Below are 2127 nucleotides of genomic sequence, written 5' to 3'. Positions count from 1 at the left end.
GGCGCCGGCGGAGCCGCCTCGTCCGGACCCTCCCGGTCGTCCGGGCCGCCCTGACCTTCCTGCTCGTCCGGAGCGCCTGCGCCGTCCGGCCCGTCCGGCGTCCCCGGCTCCGGCCCCGGCCCGGGGTCGATGTGCACGACGACGTCGACTCCCCCCGTATCCGGCACCAGGTCGAGTGCGGTGACGTGCACGGCGGGCACACACTCCAGCCACACCGTCTGCCAGATGCCGGAACATCCGGTGTAGAGGATGCCGCCGGGCCGGTCGGCCTGCTTGCCCACCGGGAACGTGCCCCGGTTGCCCTCGTCGTCGGCACGGACGAGGATCTCCTGCTCGTCGGTGTCCCGCAGCACGTCGGTGATGTCGACGGAGAACGCCGTGTACCCGCCCTCGTGCCGGGCGAGGAACTGGTTGTTCACCCACACCGTGGCGATCTGGTCGACGGCGCCGAAGTGCAGCAGCACCCGCTCCCGGCGCCACCCGGCGGGGACGTCGACGGTGCGCCGGTACCACATCCGCTCGTCGGCGCGCCCGATCCCGGACAACGCGGACTCGGGCGGATAGGGGACGAGGATGCGCTCACCCCGGTGCGGCCCCTCCCGCCCCCCGGCGGGGACGCCGACGTAGTCCCACGGACCGTTCAGCGTGCGCCACCGTGGGCGGAACAGCTGGGGGCGGGGGTGTTCGGGCAGGGCGTGGTCCGGTCCCACCCGGTCGCTCCACGGTGTGGTCATCGACGTGTGCGGCGGTGCGGGCACCGGGGCCCGCAACGGTGCTCGACTGTTCACGCCCACCGATGCTGGCACAGGAGCGGATACCGCCCCGGTGAAGTCGGGCGGGGCCGGCGCACCCGGGGCGACCGGTGAGTAACCTCCAGGCATGCGCGTGCTGATGCTGTCCTGGGAGTACCCACCGGTGGTGGTCGGCGGACTCGCCCGGCACGTCCACGCGCTGGCCCGGCACCTCGTCGCGGACGGGCACGAGGTGGTGGTGCTGTGCCGGCACGTCGCGGGCACCGACGCCGGGACCCACCCGACCACCGACGACCGGGTGGACGGCGTGCGGGTGATCCGGGTCGCCGAGGACCCGATGCACCTCACCTTCGAGCGCGACCTGGTGGCCTGGACCCTGGCGATGGGACACGGGATGATCCGCGCGGGCACCGCGCTGGTGCGCGACTGGCGGCCCGACGTGGTGCACGCCCACGACTGGCTGGTCACCCATCCCGCGATCGCGCTGGCCGAGGCGGCGCACGTTCCCCTCGTCGGGACCATCCACGCCACCGAGGCGGGCCGGCACTCGGGGTGGCTCTCCCACCCGCTGAACCAACAGGTGCACTCGGTGGAGTGGTGGCTGGCCAACCGGGTGGACGCACTGATCACCTGTTCGGAGGCCATGCGCGGGGAGGTCGCCACCCTCTTCGACCTGGACCCCACGGACATCACCGTGATCCACAACGGCATCGAGGAGCGGAGCTGGCAGGTCCCGGGCGAGGCGGTGCGGCGGGCCCGGGCCGGGCACGCCGCCACCTCGGCGCCGCTGCTGCTGTACTTCGGCAGACTGGAGTACGAGAAGGGCGTGCAGGACCTGCTCGCGGCGTTGCCCGCGGTCCGGCGACGGCATCCCGGAGCCCGGCTCGTGGTCGCGGGAGAGGGCAGGCACCGTGGCGAACTCGTGGACCGCACCGCCGAACTGGACCTCAGCGGGGCCGTGGACTTCGTGGGACACCTGCCCGACCACGAACTGCGCGCCGTGCTCGCGGCGGCGGACGCGGTGGTGCTGCCGAGCCGGTACGAACCGTTCGGCATCGTGGCACTGGAGACCGCCGCCGCGCGGGTGCCGCTGGTGGCCTCCACGGCGGGCGGGCTCGGGGAACTCGTCGTGGACGGCGAGACCGGGCTGGCCTTCACCCCGGGGGACGTGGACGCCATCGCACACTCGGTCGACCGGGTGCTGTCCGACACCGGGGCCGCCTCCCGCCGCGCGGACGCGGCGCGGTCCCGCCTGGCCACGGACTTCGACTGGGTCCGCATCGCCGGACAGACCGCCGACGTCTACCGCAGGACCCGCCCCGCCGCACCACACACCCCGGCCAGGCCGAAGATCCCGACGGGCAACGCCTTCCAC

General features: G+C 74.0%; 2 protein-coding genes. One reads left to right on the top strand and one right to left on the bottom strand.

The features are described from left to right. Nucleotides 1-734: sugar-binding domain-containing protein (locus ACTIR_RS24155; RefSeq protein ID WP_324607104.1), on the bottom strand; the 734-nt coding region annotated here is incomplete at its 3' end. Nucleotides 735-879: 145 nt separating this feature from the next. Here ACTIR_RS24155 and ACTIR_RS0118105 point away from each other — a divergent pair. Next, on the top strand, nucleotides 880-2127 hold a 1248-nt coding region (locus ACTIR_RS0118105), incomplete at its 3' end, for a glycosyltransferase family 4 protein (protein WP_026455339.1).

Source organism: Saccharomonospora iraqiensis subsp. iraqiensis, assembly GCF_000430445.1.
Classification (GTDB): Bacteria; Actinomycetota; Actinomycetes; order Mycobacteriales; family Pseudonocardiaceae; genus Saccharomonospora; species Saccharomonospora iraqiensis.
The sequence above is the reverse complement of the archived record's forward strand: the minus strand, read 5'-3'. Positions and strand labels throughout refer to the sequence as shown.